This window comes from Rhizobium sp. RM (assembly GCF_013390595.1).
Taxonomy (GTDB): domain Bacteria; phylum Pseudomonadota; class Alphaproteobacteria; order Rhizobiales; family Rhizobiaceae; genus Agrobacterium.
Genome location: NZ_JACAWV010000022.1, coordinates 853,968 through 878,155 on the forward strand (window position 1 = coordinate 853,968; position 24,188 = coordinate 878,155).

18 protein-coding genes, 1 tRNA gene and 1 pseudogene are annotated in these 24,188 nt (G+C 57.3%); 12 read left to right on the plus strand and 8 right to left on the minus strand.

What is annotated here, in order from left to right; translation table 11 throughout:
• The first annotated feature begins 124 nt into the window (after positions 1-124).
• The 7 genes from HWX89_RS20730 to HWX89_RS20760 all read left to right on the plus strand — a co-directional run bounded on the left by HWX89_RS20730 (position 125) and on the right by HWX89_RS20760 (position 7,811).
• Positions 125-1,009 carry a MurR/RpiR family transcriptional regulator gene (locus tag HWX89_RS20730; protein WP_138791025.1) on the plus strand — a complete coding sequence of 295 codons (885 nt, stop codon included), beginning with the start codon at positions 125-127 and terminating at the stop codon, positions 1,007-1,009.
• Positions 1,010-1,229: 220 nt separating this feature from the next.
• Positions 1,230-2,336: an ABC transporter substrate-binding protein gene (locus tag HWX89_RS20735; protein WP_138791026.1), complete on the plus strand. Its 1,107-nt coding sequence runs from the start codon at positions 1,230-1,232 to the stop codon at positions 2,334-2,336.
• A gap of 203 nt (positions 2,337-2,539) precedes the next feature.
• On the plus strand, positions 2,540-3,424 hold the full coding sequence (locus tag HWX89_RS20740) for an ABC transporter permease (RefSeq protein ID WP_138791027.1): 885 nt from the start codon (positions 2,540-2,542) through the stop codon (positions 3,422-3,424).
• A complete protein-coding gene (locus HWX89_RS20745) occupies positions 3,421-4,203 on the plus strand; it encodes an ABC transporter permease (protein ID WP_138791028.1) in 783 nt (260 codons plus the stop codon). Before HWX89_RS20740 ends, HWX89_RS20745 begins: the two co-directional genes overlap by 4 nt.
• Positions 4,204-4,216: 13 nt before the next feature.
• A complete protein-coding gene (locus HWX89_RS20750; RefSeq protein ID WP_138791029.1) occupies positions 4,217-5,275 on the plus strand; it encodes an ABC transporter ATP-binding protein in 1,059 nt (352 codons plus the stop codon).
• Positions 5,276-5,332: 57 nt separating this feature from the next.
• Complete coding sequence (locus HWX89_RS20755) at positions 5,333-6,376, plus strand: zinc-dependent alcohol dehydrogenase family protein (protein ID WP_138791030.1); 1,044 nt, start codon at positions 5,333-5,335, stop codon at positions 6,374-6,376.
• Between the two features lie 103 nt (positions 6,377-6,479).
• Entirely contained in the window at positions 6,480-7,811 is a 1,332-nt protein-coding gene (locus HWX89_RS20760; protein ID WP_138791031.1) for an MFS transporter, read from the plus strand.
• Between the two features lie 102 nt (positions 7,812-7,913).
• Here HWX89_RS20760 and metH read toward each other — a convergent pair whose 3' ends face one another.
• Positions 7,914-11,687: a methionine synthase gene (gene metH, locus HWX89_RS20765; RefSeq protein ID WP_138791032.1), complete on the minus strand. Its 3,774-nt coding sequence runs from the start codon at positions 11,685-11,687 to the stop codon at positions 7,914-7,916.
• A 178-nt stretch (positions 11,688-11,865) separates the two neighbouring features.
• Here metH and HWX89_RS20770 point away from each other — a divergent pair, with 178 nt between their 5' ends.
• A complete protein-coding gene (locus HWX89_RS20770; protein WP_178340850.1) occupies positions 11,866-13,125 on the plus strand; it encodes an AGE family epimerase/isomerase in 1,260 nt (419 codons plus the stop codon).
• Between the two features lie 24 nt (positions 13,126-13,149).
• On the opposite strand, the gene HWX89_RS20775 is transcribed toward HWX89_RS20770, so the two are convergent.
• Together HWX89_RS20775 and HWX89_RS20780 are read right to left on the minus strand one after the other, a co-directional pair.
• Positions 13,150-13,710 (minus strand): dual specificity protein phosphatase family protein, encoded by a 561-nt coding sequence (locus HWX89_RS20775; protein WP_138791034.1) that lies wholly within the window; start codon positions 13,708-13,710, stop codon positions 13,150-13,152.
• Positions 13,711-13,790: 80 nt separating this feature from the next.
• Entirely contained in the window at positions 13,791-14,243 is a 453-nt protein-coding gene (locus tag HWX89_RS20780; protein WP_138791035.1) for a hypothetical protein, read from the minus strand.
• 331 nt (positions 14,244-14,574) lie between these two features.
• On the opposite strand from HWX89_RS20780, the gene HWX89_RS20785 reads away from it, so the two are divergent.
• The gene (locus tag HWX89_RS20785) at positions 14,575-15,204 is read left to right on the plus strand and encodes an outer membrane protein (RefSeq protein ID WP_138791036.1); all 630 of its coding nucleotides are present in this window, start codon (positions 14,575-14,577) and stop codon (positions 15,202-15,204) included.
• A gap of 209 nt (positions 15,205-15,413) precedes the next feature.
• The gene (locus HWX89_RS20790; RefSeq protein WP_138791037.1) at positions 15,414-15,764 is read left to right on the plus strand and encodes a hypothetical protein; all 351 of its coding nucleotides are present in this window, start codon (positions 15,414-15,416) and stop codon (positions 15,762-15,764) included.
• A 196-nt stretch (positions 15,765-15,960) separates the two neighbouring features.
• Here HWX89_RS20790 and HWX89_RS20795 read toward each other — a convergent pair.
• Positions 15,961-16,036, minus strand: a tRNA-Ile gene (locus HWX89_RS20795).
• 178 nt (positions 16,037-16,214) lie between these two features.
• Between HWX89_RS20795 and HWX89_RS20800 the strand changes: the two genes are divergently transcribed.
• Positions 16,215-16,958: an SIMPL domain-containing protein gene (locus tag HWX89_RS20800; RefSeq protein ID WP_138791038.1), complete on the plus strand. Its 744-nt coding sequence runs from the start codon at positions 16,215-16,217 to the stop codon at positions 16,956-16,958.
• 209 nt (positions 16,959-17,167) lie between these two features.
• Here the strand turns inward: HWX89_RS20800 and HWX89_RS20805 are convergent, their stop codons facing one another.
• Positions 17,168-17,500, minus strand: a complete 333-nt coding sequence (locus HWX89_RS20805; protein ID WP_138791039.1) for a hypothetical protein — start codon at positions 17,498-17,500, stop codon at positions 17,168-17,170.
• A gap of 146 nt (positions 17,501-17,646) precedes the next feature.
• Positions 17,647-18,068: pseudogene (locus HWX89_RS20810) on the minus strand (secondary thiamine-phosphate synthase enzyme YjbQ).
• A gap of 234 nt (positions 18,069-18,302) precedes the next feature.
• Between HWX89_RS20810 and HWX89_RS20815 the strand changes: the two are divergent.
• Positions 18,303-20,858: an HWE histidine kinase domain-containing protein gene (locus HWX89_RS20815; RefSeq protein WP_138791040.1), complete on the plus strand. Its 2,556-nt coding sequence runs from the start codon at positions 18,303-18,305 to the stop codon at positions 20,856-20,858.
• Positions 20,859-20,864: 6 nt separating this feature from the next.
• Here HWX89_RS20815 and HWX89_RS20820 read toward each other — a convergent pair whose 3' ends face one another.
• Positions 20,865-21,806 carry a DUF930 domain-containing protein gene (locus tag HWX89_RS20820; RefSeq protein WP_138791389.1) on the minus strand — a complete coding sequence of 314 codons (942 nt, stop codon included), beginning with the start codon at positions 21,804-21,806 and terminating at the stop codon, positions 20,865-20,867.
• A 170-nt stretch (positions 21,807-21,976) separates the two neighbouring features.
• On the minus strand, positions 21,977-24,031 hold the full coding sequence (gene rpoD, locus HWX89_RS20825; RefSeq protein WP_138791041.1) for an RNA polymerase sigma factor RpoD: 2,055 nt from the start codon (positions 24,029-24,031) through the stop codon (positions 21,977-21,979).
• Positions 24,032-24,188: the final 157 nt, after the last annotated feature.

Sequence of the window (24,188 nt, forward strand, 5' to 3'; positions counted from 1 at the left end):
CACATTATGGCGAGTGTCAAATGGAATTTTGAAATTATCTCTTCATTTTTCCATTGACTCGATGGCAGGCCCAGATGTTTTATTTTTTCAAACAGACCGGCGAAAAGACCGGAAGGGGAAAAGTTTGCGAAGCTCCACAGCAACGGTAGCAGACGTCATTCATGCGCATTATGAGACGCTGACCCGTTCTGAAAAGCGGTTGGCGGAAAGCCTTCTTGGCAACTACCCCGTTTCAGGTCTTGGAAGCATCACGACGATTGCGGAAAACGCCGGTGTTTCCACGCCAACCGTGGCGCGCATGGTCCAGAAACTGGGCTACAAGGGCTATCCCGAATTTCAGGCGCGTTTGCATCAGGAACTCGAGGCCACCATCTCCGGCCCCGTCGCCAAGCATGACAGATGGGCAACCAATGCGCCGGGGCTGCATATCCTCAATCGCTTTGCCGAAGCGATCACCAGCAATCTGCGCGAGACACTGAGTGATCTGGATACGGCCGATTTCGATAGTGCCGCGACGTTGCTCTCGGATAGAAAGCGCAGCATCTACTTCGTCGGCGGCCGCATCACCGGCGCGATTGCCGAGTATTTCTTCACGCATATGCAGGTCATCCGGCCCAAGACCGCGTTGATGTCGTCGAACTCCAGTTCATGGCCGCAATATATGCTGAACATGAACGCGGGTGACGTGCTGGTGATCTTCGATATCCGCCGCTACGAGCGGGACATGGTGACGCTGGCGCAGGTGGCCCATGACAATAATGTGAGCATATTGCTGTTCACCGATCAGTGGACATCGCCCGTTTCCCGCTTTGCCAAACACACCTTCCGCGTCAGAATAGAGGCACCCTCCGCGTGGGACAGCTCGGTGGTGACGCTGTTTGTGGTGGAAGCGCTGATCGAAGCGGTCCAGAGCAATGGCTGGGAGGAAACCCGTCAGCGCATGAATTCGCTGGAGGGGCTGTTTGAACAGACCCGGCTCTTCAGAAAACCGGGGAAAGGGGAAACTTAAAACGGGCGTCTTATTTGCGCATTATCGTCGCCAAGGACGCAACACAGACTTATTATGTCGTTTCTCAAATATCACGGCGACAACAAGGCGCAATGATGGCAAGAAAACGGCCGGGACCATGAGAAGGGCGGGAAACTGCCCGACACAGTTGTCACATAACCTTCATGCAACCCACGTATCAGCGTCCGCCGACGCATGAGACACCAAGAGGAGAACCAAAGTGATCTCACACAGCCGCCGACTGCTATCGCTCACCACTGCTATGGTCATCGCATCCACCGCGATCGCTGCGGCCGAACCGAGCGCCGAACTGATCGCAGCCGCCAAGAAAGAAGGCATGCTGACGACCATCGCTTTGCCGCACGACTGGTGCGGTTACGGCGACGTGATTGCTTCCTTCAAGGCAAAATATCCGGAAATCACCGTCAACGAATTGAACCCTGACGCCGGTTCTGCCGACGAAGTTGAAGCCGTAAAGGCCAACAAGGACAACAAGGGCCCGCAGGCACCTGACGTCATCGACGTCGGTCTCGCATTCGGCCCGCAGATGAAGGCTGAAGGCCTGCTGCAGCCTTACAAGGTTTCCACCTGGGACGAAATTCCGGACAACGTGAAGGATGCCGAAGGTTACTGGTACGGTGACTACTACGGCGTGATGTCCTTCATGGTGAACAAGGATCTCGTCAAGGAATCGCCGAAGGACTGGGCTGATCTCCTGAAGCCTGAATTCTCCGGTCAGGTCGCTCTCGCAGGTGACCCGCGCGCGTCCAACCAGGCAATCCTCAGCGTTCTCGCTGCTGGTCTTGCTGCCGATGCGAAGTCCGGCAAGGAAGCTGGCGAAGCTGGCCTGAAATACTTCGCCGACCTCAACAAGGCTGGCAACTTCCTGCCCGTTATCGGCAAGGCCGGTACGCTGGCGCAGGGCGCGACGCCGATCGTCGTTGCCTGGGACTACAACGCGCTTTCCTGGCAGAAAACGCTGAACGACAACCCGCCGACCGAAGTCGTCGTACCTGCCAAGGGCGTGCTTGCCGGTGTTTACGTTCAGGGCATCTCCGCTTACGCACCGCATCCGAACGCAGCCAAGCTGTGGATGGAACACCTCTATTCGGACGACGGTCAGCTCGGCTGGCTGAAGGGCTATTGCCACCCGATCCGCTTCAACGCCATGGTCAAGGCTGGCAAGGTTCCGCAGGAACTGATCGACAGCCTGCCGCCGGCAGCAGCCTATGAGAAGGCCTACTTCCCGACCCTCGAGGAAGTGGATGCCAACAAGGCTGCCGTAACCGGCGGCTGGGACAGCGTTGTCGGCGCGAACGTGAAGTAAACTGTTGAAAACATTCACCCCGGCTTTTCAAAAGGCCGGGGTGCTTATTTGATAAAAGCGTCTTGCGTTCCGCAGTCACACTGAGCCCGTGCGCAACGACGCATGAAATTATTGAATCTGTTCATTGCCCCGTCGGAAATTGTTTCCGGTTTACAGGCGATGCGCGAAACAGACCGTTTTAAAGCGGCGTTTGGGGACACGGCATGCCATCAACAAACACCGGCGGACCATCCACCGTGGGCAAGAAATTGCCGCTTCACTGGATAGGTGTGGTGCCATTTGCCATTTTTGTCCTGCTCTTTCTGATTTTGCCGACGATGAAAATCGTCGTCGGCGCTTTTCAGAATGCGGAAGGCGGCTTCACGTTCGATAACATCATCGGACTGTTTACACCGTCCATTCTGGCAGCCTACTGGATTTCCATCAAAATCAGCATTGCATCGGCCTTCTTCGGCTGTCTGATCGGTTTTTCCGTGGCATCCGCGGTCGTGCTGGGTGGCTTGCCACAGAAAATTCGCGGGCCACTGCTGACCTTTTCCGGTGTAGCCTCGCAGTTTGCTGGCGTGCCGCTTGCCTTCGCCTTCATCGCGACGCTTGGTCCCGTCGGTCTGATCACCGTGTTTTTGAAAACGCAGATCGGTATCGACCTGCGCATGCTGGGCTTCAACATCCTCTCCTTCTGGGGACTGACGATCACCTATCTGTTTTTCCAGATACCGTTGATGATCCTCATCATTACCCCGGCCCTTGATGGCCTGAAGCGCGAATGGCGTGAAGCAGCCGAAATCCTCGGCGCAAGCGGCACGCAATACTGGCGCATGGTGGCATTCCCCATTCTGCTGCCTTCGCTTCTCGGTACCTTCTCGCTGCTGTTCGCAAATGCTTTCGGCGCGGTTGCAACCGCCATCGCGTTGACCGGCTCATCTCTCAGCATCGTTCCGATCCTGCTGTTTGCGCAGATCCGCGGTGACGTCCTGGGCAATCCCAATCTTGGTTATGCATTGGCCTTCGGCATGATTATCGTCACCTGCATCGCCAACACACTCTATATCTGGATGCGCACGCGCAGCGAGAGGTGGCTGAAATGAAGCGGCTTTTTGCCTGGGGCGCCCTGCTCTTCGGAATTCTCTATTTCGCCCTGCCGCTGATCGGCATGACGAACTTCTCGCTGAAAATGCGACGCGGCGAATATTCCTTCGACGCCTATGCCAAGGTCCTGAGCGACCCGCGCTTTCAGGAGACCTTCAGTTACTCCGTGATGATGGCATTGTTTACCATTGTCTTCGGTGTCGTGCTGGTGGTTCCAACCGCCTACTGGGTGCGGCTGAAGCTGCCTGGTCTGCGGCCGATCATTGAATTCATCACGCTTCTGCCGCTGGTCATCCCGGCTATCGTCATCGTCTTCGGTTATATCCGGCTCTATAACACTTCGAGCTGGCTTCCTCTCACGGGCACGATTACCGGCACCAATCTATTGCTGATGTTCGGTTATACGACCCTCGCGCTGCCCTACATGTACCGCGCCGTCGACACCGGACTTCGAACCATCGATGTGGCGACGCTGACCGAAGCCGCGCAAAGCCTGGGTGCCGGTTGGACGACGATCCTTGCGCGTATCATTTTGCCGAATGTGCTGGTCGCGGTGTTGTCGGGAGCCTTCCTGACATTTGCCATTGTCATCGGTGAGTTCACCATGGCTGCACTTCTAAACCGACCGGCCTTTGGTCCCTACATGCAGTTGCTCGGCGCCAACCGCGCCTACGAACCGGCAGCGCTTGCCGTGATTTCCTTCGGCATCACCTGGGGTTGCCTTGGTTTGATTCAACTCGTTTCCCGCTATCAGAAGGGCACCCCTCCCAAGGGCTGAGGACAAGATTTTCATGAGCTTTTTGACACTCCAGAACATCAAGAAATCCTTCGGTCAGGTTCAGGTCGTCCACGACTTCAACATGGCCATCGAGAAGGGGGAATTCGTCTCCTTCCTCGGGCCATCGGGTTGCGGCAAGACCACCGTGCTTCGCATGATCGCCGGTTTCGAAACGCCGACGGACGGCTCCATCGTCATCAACGGCAAGAACCAGACGACGTTGAAACCGAACCAGCGCAACATCGGCATGGTGTTTCAGGCCTACGCCCTGTTCCCCAACATGAACGTCTACGACAACGTCGCTTTCGGCCTGAAGGTGGCAGGCAAGCCAAAGGCCGAGATCGATACGCGCGTGAAGGAAATGCTGGCGCTCATCCACCTGGAACATCTGGCGGACCGATACCCCTATCAGATGTCGGGTGGCCAGCAGCAGCGCGTGGCGCTGGCACGTGCCCTCGCCCCCAAACCGCAGGTCCTTCTTCTGGATGAGCCGCTTTCGGCACTGGATGCCAAGATCCGCGTCTCGCTCCGCGAAGAAATCCGCCAGATCCAGCAACAACTCGGGATCACCACGATCTTCGTGACGCATGATCAGGAAGAGGCCCTGTCGATTTCCGACCGCATCGTCGTCATGAATGCCGGCCGCGCCGACCAGATTGGCTCGCCGTTCGAGATCTACAATCAGCCCGCAACCCGTTTCGTTGCCTCGTTCGTCGGCACGCTGAACCTGATCGACGCGACGGTTGTCGACGCATCGACCAGCACTCTTCGCATCGGTGACCAGCAGGTGTCGCTGAAGAAACCGCTGTCGAAGAAGAACGGCGAAACGATTACCGTGGCGCTTCGCCCGGAAGCGGGCTCGCTGGCAGAAGGTGCGAAGGAAGACGTGGCAATTTCCGGCACGGTTACATCCAGCCACTTCCTGGGGTCGGTCATCCGCACGCGCATGGATGTCGGTGGCGCTATCCTGTCGTTTGACAGCTTCAACGATCCGGGCACGGCCCCGCCGTCCATCGGCGAGCGCGTCACACTGAAATTCGCATCAGAAGATTTGATGATTGTAGCAGAGTAACTGCCTTTTTCCTCCTGAGCAAAAAGGCTAGTCCAGTCTGAACTCAGGAGTGAAATCATGCGCGCACTGTTTTACGAACGCTTTGGCGAAGCCCCGAAAATCGCAACCCTGCCGGACCCCGAACCGACACCGGGCGGCGTGGTGGTCGAGGTCAGGGCAACCGGGCTTTGCCGCAGCGACTGGCACGGCTGGATGGGGCATGACAGCGACATCCACCTGCCGCATGTGCCCGGCCACGAATTCGCCGGGGTTATTTCCGCCGTTGGCAAAAATGTCATGCGTTTCAAGGTTGGAGACCGTGTGACCGTGCCATTCGTCTCCGGCTGCGGCCATTGCCAGGAATGCCGCTCGGGCAATCAGCAGGTGTGTGAAACGCAGTTCCAGCCAGGCTTCACCCACTGGGGCTCCTTCGCAGAATATGTCGCCATCGATTACGCTGACCAGAACCTCGTGCATCTCCCCGAAAGCATGGGCTTCGATACCGCAGCAAGCCTCGGCTGCCGTTTCGCAACCTCCTTCCGCGCGGTGGTGGATCAGGGGCGACTGAAGGGCGGTGAGTGGCTGGCAGTGCACGGATGCGGCGGTGTTGGCCTCTCAGCAATCATGATCGGTGCCGGCCTTGGCGCGCAGATCGTTGCCATCGACATTGCCGAAGACAAGCTGGCGTTTGCCAAACAGCTCGGCGCAACCGTGACCATCAATAGCCGCAACGTTGCGGATGTGACGGAGGCAGTACGGGAAGTGACCGGTGGCGGCGCCCATGTGTCGGTGGATGCGCTGGGGCACCCGCAGACCTGCTGCAATTCCATCAGCAACCTGCGCCGTCGCGGACGCCATGTGCAGGTGGGTCTGATGCTGGCGGATCACTCCATGCCACAGATCCCGATGGCGCGTGTCATTGCCCATGAGCTGGAAATCTACGGCAGCCACGGCATGCAGGCGTGGCGTTATGACGACATGCTGGCGATGATCAAGACCGGCAAACTCTCACCGGAAAAACTCATCGGCCGTCACATAACACTTTCCGATGCCGTGACCGCCCTGCCCGCAATGGATAACTTCAAGGACAGCGGTATCAGCATCATTGACCGTTTTGAATGAGGCCAACCGCGTCGCGAGACGGAAACAGGCGACAAAAGACTTGAAATCCCGGTCTTATTGCCGCATGCGAACCTGCATAAAGTAATATGAGAAGAACCGCGTCATGTCTCCCACAACGACACCCGCCTCAGTGCGCCCGCTGAACGCACAGGATTACAGAACCCTTGGCCTGTCCGCCCTTGGCGGCGCTCTGGAATTCTACGACTTCATCATCTTCGTGTTTTTCGCCACCGTCATCGGCCATCTGTTTTTCCCACCGGAAATGCCCGACTGGCTGGTGATGATCCAGACCTTCGGTATTTTCGCCGCAGGCTATCTGGTGCGCCCTCTCGGTGGCATCGTGCTGGCGCATTATGGCGATCGTTATGGCCGCAAGCGTGTCTTTGCCTTTTCGATCCTGCTGATGGCTCTGTCGACACTCGGCATGGCTTTGATGCCGACTTACGCGACAATCGGTGTGGCTGCACCGATCCTGCTCATCGTGCTGCGCATGCTGCAGGGCGCGGCCATTGGCGGTGAAGTTCCCGGCGCATGGACCTTCGTGTCCGAGCATGTTCCCTTCCGCCGTGTTGGTCTTGCCTGCGGTTTCCTTACCTCCGGCCTGTCCTTCGGCATCATGCTCGGTTCGCTGATCGCCTTCGCCATCAACTCCATCTTCCCACCGGAAGATGTTGCCGGTTACGCATGGCGCATCCCCTTCCTGCTGGGTGGCGTTTTCGGCCTGATTGCCGTTTACCTGCGCCGCTGGCTGGAGGAAACGCCGATCTTCACCGAGATGAAAAAGTCGAAGTCGTTGACGGACAAGCTGCCGCTTGGCCTCGTCCTGAAGCACCATATGCGCGGCGTGATCATCTCTGCACTGCTGACCTGGGTGCTTTCGGCTGCCATCGTCGTCACGACGCTGATGACAGCGACATTCCTGCAGAAGCTTTACGGCTATACACCGACCCAGGCGCTTGCCGGCACCAGCTTCGGCACGCTGTTCCTGATCTTCGGCGTCATCATCGCCGGTGCGTTGATCGATCGTATCGGCAGCGGCATCTTCTTCATGTGTGCAAGTGTCTTCTTCGGCGTCGCCACCTTTGCCTTCTACAGCTACGCCGGCACTTCGCTGACAACCATGTTCGCGCTCTATGGCGTCATGGGCCTCTCGGTCGGCATGGCGGGTGCAGTGCCATACGTCATGGTCCGTGCCTTCCCGGCATCTGTCCGGTTCTCCGGCCTTTCCTTCGCCTACAACGTCTCCTACGCCGTCTTCGGCGGCCTGACACCGATTGCCGTGACAACAGCACTGGCCGTCAACCCCATGGCGCATGCCTGGTATCTGGTGTTCATCGCCGTTCTGGCCTTCTTTATTGGTGTGTACCTCTATCTGCGCGGCAGCGAGGTGGAGAGCCATGTCGGGATCGAGGAACTGGCAGCGCTTCGTTCGTAAGCAGACCGGAAACAACAAAAAAGCGCGGGTTTTTCCCGCGCTTTTTTCGTTTCTGGTGTGTCCCGGTCGAAGGCGGTGCTGGACCGCCAACGACTTTAAATCTCAAGCCGCGCTATCGATTTCTTCCGCAGCATTCGTAGGCACATAGTTCAACACCGGCCCAAGCCAGCGCTCGACCTCTTCCACCGGCATATCCTTGCGGCGGGCATAGTCCAGCACCTGATCGCGCTCCACTTTCGCGACGCCGAAATAGTAGCTTTCGGGATGGCCGATATAGAGGCCGGAAACGGATGAGCCAGGCCACATGGCATAGCTTTCCGTCAACTCCACGCCGGTCGCCTCGGTCGCGTCGAGAAGAGAAAACAGCGTCTTCTTTTCCGTATGATCCGGTTGCGCCGGATACCCCGGTGCAGGGCGGATGCCGGCATAGGCCTCTGAAATCAGTTCCTCACCGTTGAAGTTCTCCTGCGGTGCATAACCCCAGAACTCGGTACGGACACGCTCATGCATACGCTCGGCAAAGGCTTCGGCGAACCGGTCGGCCAGCGCCTTGACGAGGATCGACGAGTAATCGTCGTTCGCGCGTTCGAAACGCTCGGCAATCGCCACTTCCTCGATACCAGCCGTCACCACGAAGCCCCCGACATAGTCAGCCACGCCGCTATCAACAGGAGCCACGAAGTCAGACATAGCCACATTCGGACGCCCGTCCCGTTTGGAAAGCTGTTGGCGCAGTGTGAAGAAGGTTGCAAGTTCTTCACCACGGCTTTCATCCGTAAAGACACGAATGTCGTCGCCAACGGCATTGGCCGGCCAGAAGCCGATGACCGCACGCGGACGGAACCACGTCTCGTCGATGATCTTCTTCAACATGGCCTGTGCATCGGCATAAAGCTGCCGTGCGGCCTCACCCTGCTTCTCGTCGTCAAGAATGGCGGGGAAGCGGCCCTTCAGCTCCCACGTCTGGAAGAACGGCGTCCAGTCGATGTAGCGCGAAAGCTCTTCCAGATCGTAGGTTTCAAAGACCTTCGTGCCAAAGAACTGCGGTTTGACTGGCTGGTAGCCAGACCAATCAACCTTCTGGGCGTTCTCGCGGGCGCGGGCAAGCGGCAAACGCTGCTTCTCACGCTCGTTGCGCGCATGGGCTTCGGCAACCTTCGCATATTCGCTTCGGATACCTTCGATATAGGCTGGTTTCTGTTCTGCGGACAGGAGCGCGGAAACGACGCCGACGGCACGAGACGCGTCGGTAACATAAATTGCCTGCCCCTTTTCATAGCGCGGATGGATTTTGACAGCCGTGTGGACACGGCTCGTCGTCGCACCGCCGATCAGCAGGGGAATATCGAAGCCCTGCCGCTCCATCTCTGCGGCCACATGCACCATTTCATCCAGCGACGGCGTAATGAGACCGGAAAGGCCGATCACATCCACCTGTTCGGCAATCGCGGTTTCGAGGATCTTGGTGGTGGGTACCATCACACCCAGATCGATGATCTCGTAATTGTTGCAGGCCAGAACCACGCCGACGATGTTCTTGCCAATATCGTGAACGTCACCCTTGACGGTCGCCATCAGCACCTTGCCGGCAGCGCTGCGCTCGCTGCCGCCATTGGCGCGCTTTTCCTCTTCCATGTAAGGCAGGAGAACGGCAACGGCCTGCTTCATCACGCGGGCAGATTTTACCACCTGCGGCAGGAACATCTTGCCGGAACCGAAGAGGTCGCCAACCACGTTCATACCGGCCATCAACGGGCCTTCGATGACGTGCAGCGGACGCTCCGCCTTCTGGCGTGCCTCTTCCGTATCAGCTTCGATGAATTCGGTAATGCCGTTGACCAGCGCATGCTCGAGGCGCTTTTCAACCGGCAGTTCGCGCCAGGACAGGTCCTGCGCCTTGGCTTCCTTTGCACCGGCGCCGCGGAAGCGTTCAGCAATTTCCAGCAGCCGCTCGGTCGCATCGTCGCGGCGGTTCAACACCACGTCTTCGCAGGCGTCGCGCAGTTCCGGGTCGATATTATCATAGACGGCAAGCTGGCCGGCGTTGACGATACCCATATCCATGCCAACCTGGATGGCATGGTAGAGGAACACGGCGTGCATGGCTTCGCGCACAGGCTCATTGCCGCGGAACGAGAAGGACAGGTTCGACACGCCACCGGAAATGTGTGTGAGCGGCATCGTCTCACGAATGGTCTTCGTCGCTTCGATGAAGTCCACACCGTAATTGTTATGGTCTTCAATGCCGGTCGCCACCGCAAACACGTTCGGATCGAAGATGATATCTTCGGGCAGAAGTCCTGCCTTCTCCGTCAGAAGTTTATAGGCACGTGCGCAGATTTCTATCTTGCGCTGATAGGTGTCCGCCTGCCCGACTTCATCAAAGGCCATGACGACAACAGCGGCGCCGTAGTTACGGACAAGCTTCGCCTGCTGGAGAAATTTCTCCTCGCCTTCCTTCAGCGAGATCGAATTGACGATCGGCTTGCCCTGAACGCATTTCAGACCAGCCTCGATAATCTCGAACTTCGACGAGTCGATCATGACTGGAACACGGGCGATATCCGGCTCGGCAGCGATCAGGTTGAGGAACTCGACCATCGCCTTTTCGGAATCGATCAGACCTTCGTCCATGTTGATGTCGATGATCTGCGCACCGTTTTCCACCTGATCGCGCGCAACAGCCAGCGCCGCCGTGTAATCGCCAGCGGTGATGAGCTTGCGGAAACGGGCCGAACCGGTGACGTTGGTACGTTCGCCGACGTTGACGAAAGGGATGTCCTTGGTCAGCACAAAGGGCTCGAGGCCCGAAAGTGACATGAATGGCTTGTGCTCGGGGATCGGGCGCGGCTTGTGACCCTTCACCGCCTCGGCGATGGCGCGGATATGATCCGGCGTCGAACCGCAGCAGCCGCCAACGATGTTGACGAGACCATCGCGGGCAAAGCCCTCGACCTGACGCGCCATCATTTCCGGCGTTTCGTCATACTGGCCGAATTCGTTGGGCAGCCCCGCATTCGGATAGGCACAAATGAAGGTATCGGCCACATCCGACAATTCCTGAAGATGCGGACGCATTGCATCTGCACCGAGCGCACAGTTCAGGCCAATGGTGAACGGGCTCGCATGGCGCACGGAATTCCAGAATGCCGATGGTGTCTGGCCGGACAGAGTACGGCCCGAAAGATCCGTGATCGTACCGGAAATCATCACCGGAAGATGAATGCCCTTGGCCTCGAAGCGCTCTTCGCAGGCGAAGATCGCCGCCTTGGCGTTCAACGTATCGAAAATCGTTTCGATGAGGATGATATCCGCACCACCGTCGATCAGACCATCGATCTGCTCGCCATAGGCGATGCGCAGATCATCGAAAGAGACAGCGCGGTAACCGGGATTGTTGACGTCAGGCGAAATCGACGCCGTACGGTTGGTCGGCCCGATAGCGCCTGCGACGAAACGGCGACGGCCATCTTCCCGCTCGGCACGGATCGCGGCACGACGGGCAACCTCCGCACCTTCGCGGTTGAGGTCGTAAACCGCGCTCTCCATCTCGTAATCGGCCTGGGCTATGCGGGTCGAGGAAAAAGTGTTGGTTTCCAGAATATCGGCGCCCGCCATGGCGTAGCGATAGTGAATTTCTTCGATGGCATCCGGTTGGCTGAGGATCAGAAGGTCGTTGTTGCCCTTCTGGTGGCAAGCGCAGCCGATGAACCGATCACCGCGAAAATGATCTTCATCGAACCCAAGCCCCTGGATCTGCGTTCCCATTGCACCATCGAGAATGAGGATACGCTCATTGGCAGCTTCACGCAGCGCCTTCATGATTTCCGCGCCGTCGCGCTTTGCCCCTTCCGGGCCGAACAGGTCGTCAAACACGGACACACTCCTCATTTCGATTTGCAGATCGCAACGCGTCAAGTCACATAAAGATATGTTTATGTCAATATATCTTCAATGCATAGGTATGGCTTTGCGTCGTTGCAGGAGACTACGAAATTTCCCGAACAGATGACAGGCTCATATGGCATGGATATAACCCGAAGCAGCAATCAGTATGGAGGACCGAATGCCTGAAGATGACCGCACGAACAACAACTGGAACACGTTGCCATGGCATCGCCAATGGCTGGTCAAGCAGGCAGAAGGGCTTTTCGATTTCTTCCAGTACCGCGCCATCAATCCGGCCGGCGGCTTTTTCGACCTCGACAGCAAAGGCGCACCGCTGCAACCGCAAAACCCGGTGCGCGGCATCCACGCTTCCGCACGAATGGTACATTGCTTCTCCATTGGCCATCTTCTCGGACGGCCCGGCTGCGGAGATATCATTGACCATGGAATGACCTATCTGTGGAACAATCACCGCGACAGCGAGCACGGTGGATACTTCTGGCAGACGGATGACAATGGTCCGGTCGATTCGACGAAGCAGGGTTACGGCCATGCGTTCGTGCTGTTGGCAGCCTCATCAGCCAAGACCGTTGGGCATCCACTGGCCGACCGCATGCTCCAGGACATTACCGAAATTCTCGAAACGAAGTTTTGGGAAGAAAAGCATGGGGCAATTGCCGAGGAGTTCAATCGCGACTGGTCGCCGATCGAGAATTATCGTGGGCAGAACTCCAACATGCATCTGACGGAAGCGCTGATGGCGGCCTACGAGGTCACCGGGGAGCGTTCCTACATCGAAAAAGCGGAAAAGATCGCAGATCTCATTATCCGTCGTCGCGCCGGTGAGCTGGATTTCCGTGTTCCAGAACACTTCGACGAGGACTGGACACTCGACAAGAATTATCGCGGCAACGAGATGTTCCGCCCATCGGGATCGACGCCCGGGCATTGGCTCGAGTGGGCTCGTCTCCTGCTGCAACTGTGGGTGCTGGGTGAGCGCAAGCATGACTGGATGCCTGTCGCGGCAAAGTCTTTGTTTGTGCAGTCCATGGCGCTCGGCTGGGACCGGGAAAAAGGCGGCTTCTTTTACACGCTCGACTGGAACGACAATCCCGACAAGACGTCGAAGCTGTGGTGGCCGATGTGCGAGGCAGCGGGTGCAGCCCACTTCCTCAACGAAAACCTCCCGGCTGACGATTTTTACGAAGACAGCTATCGCCGCATCTGGAGCACGATTGCCAACAACTTCCTGGATCACGCCCATGGCGGCTGGCACGAGGAACTGACCGAAAATCTTGTTCCGGCGAAGACATTGTTCCCCGGCAAGGGCGATATCTATCACGCCCTGCAGGCCTGCCTTATCCCGCTTTTCCCGGCAACGGGAAGTCTGACCAAGGTGATTGGGGAGAACGGCGGCTCATATTGAGCCGCCAGCCTCGGCAAACGAGGCTCAAAAGCCGAGCGTTTCCTCGAAATCATCCCATGACTGGTACATTTCGTAACGACCAATGCCGCGAATGGGCACATGGCCGTAATAGGGCGAGAGCTGAAACTCTGCAGCAGCCTCGCTCTTTCCCGCGACGGCACCCACATAGATTGCCGACGCGAGGCCGGTGCGGTTTGCCCCATGCTCACAATGGATCAGGATCGGCTTGTCGGCATTGCGCATGACTGCGGCCAGCATTTCGGCATCATCCACCGACAGTTTTTCACTCGAACTCAGTGGATAATCGATTAGGCGAATACCGTTCTGTTTTGCCGCCGTGCTTTCCGCATCGTACCAGGCTTCACGCTTCTCATTGCGAAGATTGAGAATGGTCTTGATTCCATGCTTTTTGGCGTAGTCGGCAATGTCTTCACCACTTGGCTGCGCTGACCGGTAAAGCTCGCCCGGAATGACCTCATGGAAGTTTCCCGTCAGCTGGCCAATCCCCATATGCGCCCCGGCCAGAACCGGTACTGCAACCAGGACGACGGCCGAAACTTTCAAGAGCACCAGAAGAGAACGCACGACAACAACCCATCACTTTCATCAGATGCATGGCGGGATGCCATCACAAGCTGGCGAAAACAAGTCGAAATGAAAACGCCTCAGTCGAACTCCGCTGAATTGATTGTGACCCGCCAATTCAGCGTGCTCGCATCTACCCGCTCATTGTTGCGCAACCGGTAGGCCCGGCAGGTCGCAAAGCTTTCTCCAGGTTCTATCCGTTTGTCACTTGTCTGGTATGGATTGAAGGCGACGGAAACGCCGACGTCCTGTTCGAAACCTTCGAGCGTATAGGTCAGACGTTTGACCGCAACTCTGTTGTCGTTGCGAAAACTGACCTGAACAGGCAGGGCAGGATCAGTGCAGGTCGCATCAAAGGCGGCAGTCGCAACGATGTTCTCAAGCCGGTTGCCGCCGCGAAACCCGTCAAAAACCACGATCGCTGCAGTGACACCCCAAACCAGCCCCAGACACAGAACGGCCGGCTTCAGGTATCTTGGAAAAGCGATCAGCGTAACCAGAAGAAGCGCGCTAAGAACGGCCGCAACAATCACGCCATCTCCCCCTGCCCCGAACAAATCTTCACGCGATCATACCTCCCATAAAACGCCGTATTCAACGCCGGCGAAAATCTTTGTCGCAAACTTATGATCGGTACTTGCGCTGTCAATACAACCAAGCGTGACAAGCACGGAACGTCTCCATACCCCACAGGCTTATCTGAAATCGGAACCAAATCGCATCCAAAAACGTTCGCGGCTCGATAAGAACGTAATGCGTGGGACAAAGCATCCGTTTTGCATGCCTTGGCGAGCGTATCTCGCACCCCATATTAAATACGCCTAATACATGATATAGAGGTTCGTCAGCTCAGGGAGACAAACAATGAAAACGCTGATCGCATCATCAATGTTCGCCTTGGCGGCAAGCACGGCAATGGCTGCCGACGCCGTTTACGAGACCCCCGCACCGCCTGTCGCGCAGGAAACTCTGCCGACATTCACCTGGTCTGGCCCCTACCTTGGTATTCAGGGTGGAGCAGGCTGGCTGAATGGTGACTTTTCGGCGGGTGGGCCCGTTGCCTCCGACAACTTCGATGGCGGCATCTTCGGCGCTTTCGCGGGCTATAACTACCAGTTCGACAACAATTTCGTCGTCGGCATCGAGGGTGATCTCGATTACAACTGGAACGACAATGACTACGGCGGCACGAAGGTTGGCACCGATTGGCAGGGCTCCGTACGCGGCCGCGTCGGTTACGCCTTCGATCACGCTCTGCTTTACGCGACCGCAGGCTGGACCGCGACGCGCGGCTTTGTTGAAACCCCAGTCGGCGACGACAATACCACGTTCAATGGTTACACCGTCGGAGCAGGTCTCGATTACGCCTTCACCGACAATATCTTCGCCAGGATCGAATATCGCTTCAACGACTACAGCGACAAGGATGTCTTCGGCATCAATACCGATCTTGACCAGCACACCGTCAAGGTGGGCCTTGGTGTGAAGTTCTGATCCGCCTCATGGCGCTCAAAAAAGCCCGGTTTTTACCGGGCTTTTTTTATGCGCGAACTGGCCATGGCGACCAGAACTGCAAGGCGTTCCGACCTCATGAAAAATGAAAACCAAGCAACGAACCATTCACAAGCTGTTCAGAAGGTTCGTGCCATCATCCGGGCATAATGAGCCTCTATCTCCTGCAGCAGGCTTATGGAGTAGCCCTGATGAAAAAAGTAATTCTTTCGACCCTTGCTGCGCTTGTCGCCACCGGAAGCGTCCTCGTATCTTACGGACCGGTTGCTGCGCAGGAATATCGTCCACGTTATGACCGTGGCGGCCCTCCACCCCCGCCCTACCGCGAGCATCGTCGTCATAACGACGGCGCAGCTATCGCCGGCGGCCTGGCAGCCGGTGTGATCGGCGGCCTGATCGGTGGTGCAATCGTCAACAACAGCGGTCCTCGTTATTACGAGCCACCACCACCACCGCGCCCACGCTGCTGGTACGAAGATCGCCGCGTCCCGAATTCCTATGACGGCGGCTGGCATACGGAAACAATGCGCGTCTGCAACTGACCCGCAACATATCGACCGGTCAGCCCCCGGCTGGCCGGCTCTCCCTCTTCCCCAAATTTCCTGAACCGAGCACACGGCCGCAATAAAATTGCGGAGCGTTACCGCATTGTTGCGCCTGCAAAAATCGAAACCAAAGGCGCGTCTTCCCCAAAAAATGAGAGCCACGATGGCCTGATATCTGGTTGAGAAGACAAATTGGTGGGCCCGGAGGGACTCGAACCCCCAACCAAGCGGTTATGAGCCGCCGGCTCTAACCATTGAGCTACAGGCCCTTTCGGACTTAAGATCCGAAATACCGGGTTTCGCAATGGTTCGAAACCGGCGGTCACGCTCTAACGCATATTTCTTGAGCCGACAAGCCATTGATGATGGCGCAACAGCAGGTTGCCGTAATAGCTTCACAATCTCTGGCAATAGCTTGCACAGGGACACAATCAACGAGGAAACACCATGACGACAAGAACGGCCCGCCTTTTCGCCCTGACCGCTTTGACTGCAGCATCGGTTATGCCGCTTGCCAGCCATGCGTTTGCACAGGAGACGACAAAGAGCGAAGCAACGATCAGCGTTTCGGGTGAAGGCCAGTCCGCAGTCGCACCAGATATGGCGATCCTGAATTTCAGTGTTGTCAAACAGGCGGAGACCGCTGCTGTGGCTCTGACGGAAAACTCCAAGGCACTGTCGGAAGTGCTGAAAGCGCTGAAGGCCGCGTCGATCGAAGACCGTGATCTTCAGACCAGCAATTTTTCCGTCCAGCCGCTCTACAAGCACTTCGAGCCAAAGGACGGCGTTTACGTCGCTCCCGAAATCACCGGATATCAGGTCAGCAACGGACTGACGGTGCGCGTCCGCGATCTCAAGAAACTCGGCGAAATCCTCGACACCTCCGTCAAGCTCGGCATCAATCAGGGTGGCGATATCACCTTCACCAACGACAAGCCTGAAGCAACGGTGACGGAAGCCCGTAAACTGGCGGTGGCCGATGCGCTGGCGAAAGCCAAAACCTTGACGGAAGCAGCAGGCGTGAAACTCGGCCGGGTCATCCAGATCACCGAAAACATGCAGCGCCCGATGCCTGTACCGCAGGGCGCAATGCGTGCATCGATGATGAAGGAGGCAGATAGCGTGCCGATCGCATCCGGCGAGAACAACTACAGCGTTGTCGTCAACGTCACTTTCGCCCTCGACCAATAAATCGAGACGACCGTAAAAAACTGATCGAGGGATGAAGCCTGAAACGGCCTCATCCCTCGCTTCTTTTTAAAAATCTCGCTCATCTTCCCGGCCTTGACGCCGCAAAAAGGAAACGCCCCGCCGACATTCAGCCAGACGGGGCGATCCATTTGATCCGCATCAGGGGGGGACCGGGGATTTTCCGCGGATCAATTCTTAAAAACGTCAGATTACCGGCGGATAACCGGGCAACCACGCTCATTGGCGAAGACAACGCGGTCACGACCATGACGGTCGAAGCCGGCAACCACGACGCGGCGCGGCGACATGTCAACCACACGTGCGCGACGAAGACCCATGCGGCTTGCCTTTTCTTCCGCAAGCCACGGCGAGCAGCCGCGACGCGGGCCACCCCAACCATGACGACCGCCATCGCGGTGACCGTCGCGAACCTGGATACCGAACTGCACGTCCGGACCTGCCGAAGCCACTGAGGCCGTTGCAGAAATTCCGCCCAAGGCGATAAGGGCTGCCATACCGGCTTTAGCAAAAGTGCTGAACATGATTCACTCCGTTTCGCTTTTCCGCCGGCAGATCATCTGACCAGCGATTGAGAACACATTAGGGTCCGTCGCCTGAATGATTTCAGAACCGCACATTCAGCCAAGGTTCATGCTTGAGGCGAGATGGCAGGCTCCGCAAATCAGGCTTACGGAGAAAGATGAAGGACGATTTCCCGACGGTGCGGGTGATCGCGGTGCTCAAACAGGTAAAGCCCCTGCCAGGTTCCAAGGACCGGTTTTCCGTCGCTGACAGGAACACCGATCGAGACGGCGGTCAGCGCTGCCTTGATATGCGCGGGCATGTCATCCGGCCCTCAAGCGTATGGCTGACCCAGCCCATAGACGCATCGCTGGAGGGAGGAACGAGACGGTGGAAGAACACCTTGAGATCGCGCCTCACATCCGGGTCGGCATTCTCCTGTATCAGCAAAGAACAGGAGGTGTGCCGAACAAAGACCGTCAGCAACCCTTCACTCATGCCACTCTCGCGAACGAAGCGACGGGCCTCATCGGTAAACTCGTACAAACCCTGGCCATTTGTGGCGATGATCGTTTTCTTTTGGGGCACAATATTTCCTCTGGATGCCAGGAACAAAACACACGTTAAGGACGTTACATCGTATTAGTCAGGGGTAAATGCCTGCGAGCACGTCTGCAACAGCGGCAAAAACGATCCGGCAGACCTCACGGTTGCATCGAAGGGGAAGGAATACAGACGCATATGGACGACACGACGCCCTCCCCTTTTGGATCGATCGGATTTTTGTATCCGGTAATGAGAACGGATGCGAAAGACTGACCTATGGCATCCACCGATTATCAGGTCGATCTTACAAACTGTGACAAAGAACCGATTCATATTCCCGGCTATATCCAGCCCCACGGCTGTCTGATCGCATTCGACAGCGCCATGCGTATAGCGTTGCGCCACTCCGAAAATTGCGGCGAAATGCTTGGCCTGGAAGGAGAGATCAACGGCAGGTCGGCAGACGACGTGCTCGGCGCAAAGCTGACGCATGATCTTCGCAACGCGTTGACCGTGACGGGCAGATCCATTCGCCCATCCCTGCTCCCCGGCATAAAAACGGCCAACGGTCAGACGTTCGATATCGCGCTCCACAGGCACAAATCAGTGACCATTGTGGAGTTTGAGCCATCGCGCTCGGAAGCCCAGCCCCTCGGCACTGCGCGAAAGATGGTGGATCGAATTCGTGAAGCCGACAGTGTCGACAGCCTCATTTCGAGGACGGCCAGATTGATAAAGGCGACGCTCGGCTACGACCGCGTGATGATCTACCGCTTCGAAGATGACGGCTCCGGAAAGGTCGTATCAGAGGCCAAACAGCCGGAACTGGAAAGCTTTCTCGGCCAATATTTCCCTGCCAGCGACATACCGCAGCAGGCCCGTACGCTGTACCTCAAGAACACGCTGCGCATTATCTCCGACGCACGCGGCATGCGCGTGCCTGTTGTGCCCACACTCGATGCCTCCGGCGAACCGCTGGATCTTTCCTTTGCTCATCTTCGCAGCGTCTCGCCCATTCATTGCGAGTACCTGCGCAATATGGGTGTGGCAGCGTCCATGTCCATTTCGGTGATCGTCGATGGGGCGCTCTGGGGGCTTATCGCTTGCCATCATTATTCACCGCGCGTCCTTTCGATGCCGGTCAGGATTGCTGCGGAAATGTTTGGAGAGTTTTTCTCCATGCACCTCCAGATCCTCAAGCAGAAGCGACGGCTGACGACGATCAGCCAGGCGCACAGTGCGCTCGACCGGTTTCTGCGCCTTGCCGCGCATCATTCCAATATCGAGGAATTGCTGGTCGACAGTTTTCAGGATTTTGCCGATCTGATGCCATGTGATGGCGTTGGCCTCTGGGTCAACGACAACTGGCATGGTCACGGGTCCGTTCCGCCGCATGATGCCATCCCTCGGCTTGCCCGATTTATTGCCTCCACCGCTGAAAACAAGGTTTGGGCAACACACGCGCTGTCGCAGGTTATTCCCGAGGCAGAAACCTACGCGCCCATTGCCGCAGGCGTGCTCGCCATTCCACTTTCCCAAGTCAAAAACGATTATCTGCTGTTTTTCCGCAAGGAGATTGTCCAGACCCTGAACTGGGCGGGCAACCCGGAAAAATCCTATGAGACAGGCCCGATGGGCGACCGTCTCACCCCGCGCAAGAGCTTTGCGATCTGGAAGGAAACCGTCAGCCTGCAGGCGCAGCCCTGGTCGGAATCGGACCGGGAAATTGCCGAGGCAGCGCGTATCGCGCTGGTCGAAGTCGCGTTCCAGCACAGCGAACTGATGGCGGGTGAACGCGACCGGGCAGAAGTCCGTCAGCGAATGCTGAACGAAGAACTCAACCACCGCGTCAAGAACATCCTGGCCATCATCAAATCGCTTGTCGGCAATCCCTCTCAGGAAGGCAAGACGCTGCAGGAATACGTCACGGCACTGAAGGGCCGCATTCAGGCGCTTTCCTTCGCCCATGATCAGATCATTCGCGGTGAAGGCGGCGGGTCACTTCGTGATCTCCTGGAGGCGGAACTGTCGCCTCACCGGTCGCCGTTGACAGATGTGATGCTCACCGGTCCCGAAGTGACGCTTGATTCACGCGCTTTCTCCGTCATGGCGCTTGTCCTGCATGAATTGGCGACAAATGCCGCCAAATATGGCGCGCTTTCTCCGCAAAACAGCAACCGGCTGGAGGTCAGCTGGGAGCTCGACACCAGCCATGATTGCCGTCTTGTGTGGCGGGAAACCCTTGCCGGCCCCTTGGCGACACCGTCACGTGCCGGTTTTGGCACCGCCCTGATCAGCCGTAGCATACCCTACGATCTTGGCGGCCGCAGTACGCTGCACTATCGCCCCGACGGGCTTGAGGCAGAAATGGTTTTGCCGGCCCGCCATGTGTCCTTGAAATTCTCTTCGCTGCCCCAATCGACAAAGGGCGATATGTCCGGTGCAAGAAAAACTTATGACCGGGAGGAACCATTGAAAATCTTGCTCGTAGAAGACCAGATGCTGATCGCCATGGATGTTGAGAGCATGCTCGAGAACAATGGCATCGAACGCATTGAAACCGCCACATCCTCGGCCATGGCGATTGAGAAGCTCAAAGCCTATCTGCCCGATATCGCGATCCTCGATATCAACCTTGGCTCGGACACCTCAATTCCGGTTGCGAGGGAACTGCACAAACGTGGAATTCCCTTCATGTTCGCAACGGGTTATGCCGATGGCGTGATGGTGCCTGAAGAGTTTTCGCAGGCCCCGATCATCCGAAAACCCTACGATGAAGACGCCCTGATGTCCGGTATCGGCCTTCTGGTTGAAAGTGTGGAGCGGGCTTGAGCGCAATCATCGCAGGGTCGCAAAACCGCGCTTTTTGGCGTCGGGCTCCGAAAGCTCATTGCCGATCTTGAAGCGGAAGCCCGTGACCGCGTAATTGTCCATGTCCACTTCGCACTGGAACGAGATATCGTGCCATTTGCTGCCGACGTTGAAAGCGCCGCCCGTGGCATCGAGCTTGTTTCCTGAAATCAGGCCACCCGTGTCGGAATAGGCGACGATCCCTTCGATTGGAAATCCCGCATTCTGAACCTGCGCTATCGCCTCGCTGCGACATAGCTGGACTATTCGGCGTCGCGGTGGCAATTCACCAAAGATCTGCCGGCGTTGATCTCGCGTCAGCATCGCGGACGACAACAGGCTTTCTGCGGCAGGAAGCGCGTCAGAATTTCCTTTTGCCGCCTCGGCAGCAGGTTTTTCTTCGGCTGGCTTCGGTTGCGATACCGGTGGCTTGTCTGGTGGAGCAGCCTCGTTCGGCGTCAGTGACGCCACGATCTCCCCATCGTCCGCCTGTGCGGCAAGATTGCTCTCTTCGGCTTCCTGTGCTGCCGTGTCCTGCTGTTTGGCTGTCGGCTCAGGCTGGCTGTCCGGTTCGCCCCCTGCGGTATCTGTCTCCTCAGCAGTCGATGTCTTTTCCTTCTCTTCCGTCTTACCAGGCTTGTCGACGGGATCGAGCTGCGTCATCTCGGGCCTGACGGCGATAGAAGGCTGCATCGCTGGCGCGGGCGGCGTGGGTGCAGGCGGTGGCGGAGGAGGATTTTCCTTGGCCTGCTCTTCTGCAGGCGGCTTCGGCTCTTCGGGCTTTTTTTCTTCCTCGGCCTTCGGTTCTTCAGGAGGCGGCACGAGATCGACGCTGATGCTTTCCGGCTCCTGCGGTTCGGCCATCCGTTCAGGCAGCTGAAAAAAGAACGCACCAACGACAAGCAGATGCAGCAGCACGGAGGCCGGTATTGCCCACCCTCCTACGCGCCTTTTGCTTGCGGGCACAGTTTCTTGCATCGCTCACGTCCAAATCCAGTACGGCTCTACACATAAGCCTTGTCACGAAGTTCGCCAGTGCGCGAAACAAAAAACCCGGCCAGACAATCTGACCGGGTTCAATTTTACGAGAAGCGTAACGCTTAGCTGTCCAGGAAGCTGCGCAGCTTTCTGGAGCGGCTCGGATGTTTCAGCTTGCGCAGCGCCTTCGCCTCGATCTGACGGATACGTTCGCGCGTCACCGAGAACTGCTGGCCGACTTCTTCGAGCGTGTGGTCGGTGTTCATACCGATACCGAAGCGCATGCGCAGAACGCGTTCTTCACGCGGCGTCAGCGACGCTAGAACGCGGGTCGTCGTTTCACGCAGATTGGCCTGGATAGCCGCATCGATCGGCAGAAGCGCGTTCTTGTCCTCGATGAAATCCCCGAGATGCGAATCTTCTTCGTCACCCACAGGCGTTTCGAGCGAGATCGGCTCCTTGGCGATCTTCAGGACCTTGCGCACCTTCTCAAGCGGCATGGCCAGCTTTTCAGCCAGTTCTTCCGGCGTCGGCTCGCGACCGATCTCGTGCAGCATCTGGCGCGATGTACGAACGATCTTGTTGATTGTTTCGATCATGTGCACAGGAATACGGATCGTGCGCGCCTGGTCGGCAATCGAACGGGTGATCGCCTGACGAATCCACCATGTCGCATAGGTCGAGAACTTGTAACCGCGACGGTATTCGAACTTGTCCACCGCCTTCATCAGGCCGATGTTGCCTTCCTGGATAAGATCGAGGAACTGCAGACCACGGTTGGTGTACTTCTTGGCGATCGAGATCACGAGGCGGAGGTTGGCCTCTACCATTTCCTTCTTGGCGATACGGGCTTCGCGTTCGCCCTTCTGCACCATGGAAACGATACGACGGAACTCGGCGATGGAAATGCCGGTTTCAGTCGACAGGTTCTGGATCTCCTGACGGATCTCGCGGATCGTGTTGCTTTCTTCGCGGGCGAATTCTTTCCAGCCGCGAGCAGCGAGGTTGGTAATCGACTTCATCCAGTTCGGATCAAGCTCGGCACCGTGATACTGCTCGAGGAAGCTGTCACGCTTCACGCCGTAGGACTCAGCCAGACGCAACAGGCGGCCTTCGTTCTGCATCAGACGCTTGGAAATGTCGTAGAGCTGCTCAACGAGCGAATCGATACGGTTCTGGTTCAGCGACAGCGACTTAACCGCCGTGATAAGCTGATCCTTCAGTTCCTTGTAGCGGCGCTCCTGACCGGAAGACAGCGTGCCCGTGCAAGCCAGACGTGCTTCAACCTGCTGATCCTGAAGCTTGCGCAGCTTCTTGTAGGTATCGGCAATGGTATCCAGCGTTTCCATGACCTGCGGGCGCAGTTCCGCTTCCATCGCGGCCAGCGACAGGTTCGACTCGTCGTCGTCTTCTTCTTCCTCTTCAGGCGGAAGACCGTCGCCACCGACGTCAGTCACATCCTCATCACCGGAAGGCGCACGCAACTTGCGCGTCTTTTCCTTCTCTTCAGCCGCCTTGCGGTCGGCTTCGATCTTTTCCGGGCTCTGGAACTGCGGTGCAGCCTTGGCTTCCGGACCGGAATAGGTCGTTTCGAGATCGATGATCTCACGCAGCAGCGTCGTGCCTTCGTTCAACTCGTCACGCCAGATAATCAGCGCCTGGAACGTCAGCGGGCTTTCGCAAAGGCCCGAAATCATCGTCTCGCGGCCGGCCTCGATGCGCTTTGCGATGGCGATTTCACCTTCGCGCGACAGAAGCTCGACAGAACCCATTTCGCGCAGGTACATGCGCACCGGATCGTCGGTACGGTCGGTCGGTTCTTTTTTCTTGGCCGTTGCAAGTGCGGTGCCACCGGAAGGCGCGAGTTCGCCGCCCTCGGAATCATCGCTGTCGGAATCGTCGTCGCTGTCGTTGCCGCCAGCTTCTTCCGCTTCTTCATCCTCGATAACGTTGATGCCCATATCGGACAGCATTGCCATCGTGTCTTCGATCTGTTCGGACGTCACCTCTTCCGAGGGCAGGACGGAGTTCAACTCGTCCATGGTCACATAGCCGCGCTTCTTGGCGGCCTTGATCATCTTCTTGACCGCGTCATCCGAAAGATCGAGAAGCGGACCATCCGTCGCACCGTCGCGTTCGTTTTCTGCTTCTTCGTTTTCTTTGACTTTGGTTGCCATCTATCTCGTCGCTTTCCCTGACGCTAACACCTGCTTCGCCGCTGCGCCGTCTGCCCGTGGGGCATTCGACTGTTTGCCGCGAATCACTGTCAAACACCTAACGGAGTGATCTTTAATTGCCGATTAACCACGGCAGCCGCTGGCAGAATGCAAAGAC